Origin of the sequence: Streptomyces niphimycinicus, from assembly GCF_018883605.1 — a bacterium.
GTDB lineage: Bacteria > Actinomycetota > Actinomycetes > Streptomycetales > Streptomycetaceae > Streptomyces > Streptomyces niphimycinicus.
Map to the genome: position 1 here is coordinate 1 of NZ_JAHLEM010001025.1, position 4,307 is coordinate 4,307.

General features: G+C 71.7%; 1 protein-coding gene. It reads right to left on the reverse strand.

Annotated elements, in window-relative coordinates:
• A partial coding sequence (locus KN815_RS47075; protein ID WP_216347908.1) for a type I polyketide synthase occupies positions 1 to 4,307 on the reverse strand: 4,307 nt, incomplete at both ends.

Here is a 4,307-nt window from a genome sequence, read left to right on the forward strand (position 1 = left end):
CCGGGGCGCTGGCTGCCCTGCCCGCTGAACAGGAACACGGTCTGCCCGACCATCTCGCTGGCCTGTCCGGGCCCCACCAGACCCGGATGTGGCTCTCCGGCGGCCAGTGCTTCCAGTCCCGCCACCAGCTCCGCACGGTCCTGGCCGATGACCACCGCGCGCTGGTCGAAGAGCGTTCTGGTCCGCAGCAGGGACCAGCCCACCTCCGCAGCGTTCACCCCCGGGTCGGCGTTCACCTGTGCGGCCAACGCCCGGGCCTGGCCCCGTAGCGCCTCCGTACCGCGCGCCGACACCACCCACGGCACCGGACCGCCCACCGGCTCCGCCTCGACGGCTTCGACCGCCACCGGCTCCTCGGCGGCCTGCTCCACGATGACATGCGCATTGGTCCCGCTGATGCCGAAGGAGGAGACTCCAGCCCGGCGTGGATGCTCACCTCGCGGCCACTCCCGCGCCTCGGTCAGCAGATGGACATCACCCGCGTTCCAGTCGACATGCGGAGTCGGTTCGTCGATGTGCAGCGAGGCGGGCAGCACCCCATGCCGCATCGCCATCACCATCTTGATGACACCCGCCACTCCGGCGGCGGCCTGGGTGTGTCCGATGTTGGACTTGATGGAGCCGAGCCACAGCGGACGTCCCTCGTCCCGCTCCTGCCCGTACGTGGCCAGCAGCGCCTGCGCCTCGATCGGATCGCCGAGCGTGGTCCCGGTGCCGTGCCCCTCCACCACATCGACCTCTGCGGGCGACAGCCGGGCGTTGGCGAGCGCCTGGCCGATGACCCGCTGTTGCGAGGGCCCGTTCGGCGCGGTCAGGCCGTTGCTGGTGCCATCCTGGTTGACCGCGGAACCCCGGACGACAGCCATCACCCGGTGGCCATTGCGGCGCGCGTCCGACAGTCGCTCCAGCAGCAGCAGCCCGGCGCCCTCGCCCCAGCCGGTGCCGTCGGCCGCCGATGCGAACGGTTTGCACCGGCCGTCGGGCGCCAGACCGCGCTGGCGGGAGAACTCGATGAAGGTGGTCGGTGTGGCCATCACCGTCACGCCGCCCGCCAGCGCCATCGTGCATTCGCCCTGCCGCAGCGCCTGGGCCGCCAGATGCATCGCCACCAGCGAGGACGAGCACGCCGTGTCCACCGTGACCGCAGGCCCTTCGAGGCCGAAGGCGTATGCCACCCGGCCGGACATGACACTCGGCGTACCGCCCGCGAGCAGATATCCCTCGACCTCCCGGGCCGAGGAGCTTCCGGAGGCGCCGTAGCCCTGGTAGGTGCCGCCCGCGAAGACGCCGGTGACGCTTCCGGCGAGCGTGTCCCGGTCCAGGCCCGCGTTCTCGAAGGTCTCCCAGGCGGTTTCCAGGAGCAGACGCTGCTGGGGGTCCATGGCGAGCGCTTCGCGCGGGCTGATGCCGAAGAACGCCGCGTCGAACCCGGCCGCGTCGTGGAGGAAGCCGCCCTCGCGCGCATAGCTGGTGCCCAGACGCTCGGGGTCGGGATCGAAGAGGGTGTTCAGATCCCAGTCACGGTCGGTGGGCATCTCCCCGACGGCGTCCCGGCCCGCGGCGACCAGCTCCCACAGCTCCTCCGGTGAGCGCACCCCACCCGGGTAACGGCAGGCCATGCCGACGATCGCGATCGGCTCGTCGTCGGCGGCCGCGGACGCCGTACGGGTGGTGACGGCGGTCTTCCGCCCCGTCAGTTCGGTGCCCAGATAGGTGGCGAGCGCATTCGGCGTCGGATGGTCGAAGACCAGCGCCGGGGCGAGCGGGAGGCCGGTGGTGGCGGCGAGCTGATTGCGCAGCTCGACCGCGGTGAGGGAGTCGAAGCCCAGCTCCTGGAAGGGCTGCGCCGGGGGAATCGCGTCCAGGCCGGGGTGGCCGAGGATGGTCGCGGCCAGGGTCTGGACATGGCGGACGAGGATCTGCTGCCGCTGTGCGGCCGGCGCCGCGCTGAGCCGCTGCCGCAACGGATTGTCGTCTGCGGTCTCCGCGCGCGTGGCGGGATCCGCGGCCGACGGCAGCAGATGGGCGAGGAGCGGACTCGGGCGCTGCGCGGTGAACGTACCGCCGAACCGCGCCCAGTCGACGTCCGCGATGGTGACGGCGGTGTCGTGGTGTGTCAGGGCGTGGTGCAGCGACGCGATGGCGAGGTCGGTGGGGAGCGGCGAGAGACCGCGCCGCTTGAGGTGGGAGAGCGTGTGCTGGTCGGCGGCCATGCCTGCCTCGCCCCAGGGGCCCCAGGCGAGGCTGGTGGCGGGCAGGCCCCGGGTATGGCGGTGTTCGGCGAGGGCGTCCAGGTAGGTGTTGGCGGCGGCGTAGGCGGCCTGCTGCCCGCTGCCCCAGGTGGCGGCGTTCGACGAGAAGAGAACGAAGGCCGTGAGATCGAGGTGCTGGGTGAGGTCGTGCAGATGAGCGGCGGCCAGGGCCTTGGACCGCAGAACCGACTGCAACCGCCCGGGATCCAGCTCGCTGATCTGCCCGAGTTCCATCGTGCCGGCGGTGTGGAAGACGGCGGTGAGGGGGTGTTCGGCGGGGATGGTGTCGATGAGCTGCCGGAGTGCGGCGCGGTCGGAGACGTCGCAGGCGGTGATGGTGACGTCCGTCCCCAGAGCGGTGAGCTCCTCGCTGAGCTCGGACGCGCCGGGTGCGTCGGGTCCCGAACGGCTGACGAGGTGGAGATGGGGCGCGCCCCGGTGGGCCAGCCAGCGGGCGATCTGGGCGCCGAGACCCCCGGTGCCACCGGTGATGAGCGTGATCCCCGACGGCTCCCAAGGTGCGGGGGCGGTGTCGGCGGCGGGCATCCGGGTCAGGCGGCGCGCGTACGTTCCGGTGGTGCGGAGGGCGATCTGGTCCTCAGGTTGCCCGGGTACGAGAAGGGCTGCCAGCCGCCCCGCGGTGTGGTGGGTCATGGTGGCTGGCAGATCGATGAGACCGCCCCAGCGCTGCGGATGTTCCAGCGCGGCCACCCGGCCGAACCCCCAGATCTGCGACTGCTCGGGGTGGGGGAGGAGGTCGCTGCGACCGGTGGCGACGGCGCCCTGCGTGACACACCACAGGGGCGCGCTGATATCGGCGTCACCGAGAGCCTGGAGCAGAGCGACGGTGGCGCCGAGCCCGGCGGGCACCGCACAGTGGCCGGTGAGCGGCTCCTGGTCGAGGGCGAGCAGGCCGATGACCCCGGCGGGCCGGGACTCCTCGGTCAGTCGGCCGAGGCGTTCGCGGAGCACGGCGCGGTCGACGTCATGAGTGTCCACCGCAAACGGCAGCGCCGTGGCGCCGTGCGCCTGTAGCGCCTGGACGGTGACCCGGACCGTCGGGTGTTCCTCGTGCCCGGCAGGGGCGACCACCAGCCAGGTGCCCGTCAGGGCCGGTGTGGCCGGGTCGGGGAGCTGCTGCCAAGTGGCCCGGTAACGCCAGGAGTCGAGGGTGGACCGTTCACGGTGCTGCCGCCGCCAGGCGGACAGCACCGGGAGCGCGGGCAGCAGGGCGTCGATGCCGGGGCCGCCCTTCTCCAACTGGAGCGTGCTGGTGAGGGCGTCGACGTCCAGCTCCTCGATGGCATGCCAGAGCTGCGCCTCGGCCCGGTCCTCGGCAGTCCCCTCGAAGCTCGTACGGGCGGCGGGCGGGGCCAGCCAGAAGCGCTGGTGCTGGAAGGCATACGTCGGCAGACCGACCACCTGGGGCGGCGGGTCGACGGGGAACCAACCGGTCCAGTCGACTTCGACACCGGCGGTGTGCAGCCGGGCGAGGGCATGGGTGAGGGCCTGTCCCTCGGGCTGCTTACGGGTGAGGGCGGACGTGATCAGGGGTGTCGGCCGGTCGGTGGCGTTGTTCTGCTCGGTGTCGGTGGTCGTGGTGTGGTGGTGGAGGGTGTGCTGGGTTGCGGTGGCGAGAACGGGGTCGGGGCCGAGTTCGAGGTAGGTGCTGGTGTGGGGTGCGGTGTGGGTGATGGCGGGGTGGAAGTGGACGGGTTGGCGGATGTGCTGGGTCCAGTAGTCGGGGGTGGTGATGTGTTCGTCGGCTGGTTGTCCGGTGAGGTTGCTGATGAGGGGGATGGTGGGCGGGTGGTAGGTCAGCCCGCTGATCGCCTCCTTGAAGGGCTCCAGAATCGGTTCCATCAAGGGGGAGTGGAACGCGTGGCTGACCGTGAGGGTGCGTGTTTTGCGGCCGCGTTCGACCCAGGAGTTGCTGATGTCGGTGACGAGGTCGATCGGTCCGGAGATGACGGTGTTGCCGGGGGTGTTCAGCGCGGCGATGCCCACCTGGCCGTCGTACAGTGCCAGGTCCTCGGCGAGTTCGTCGGGGGTGGC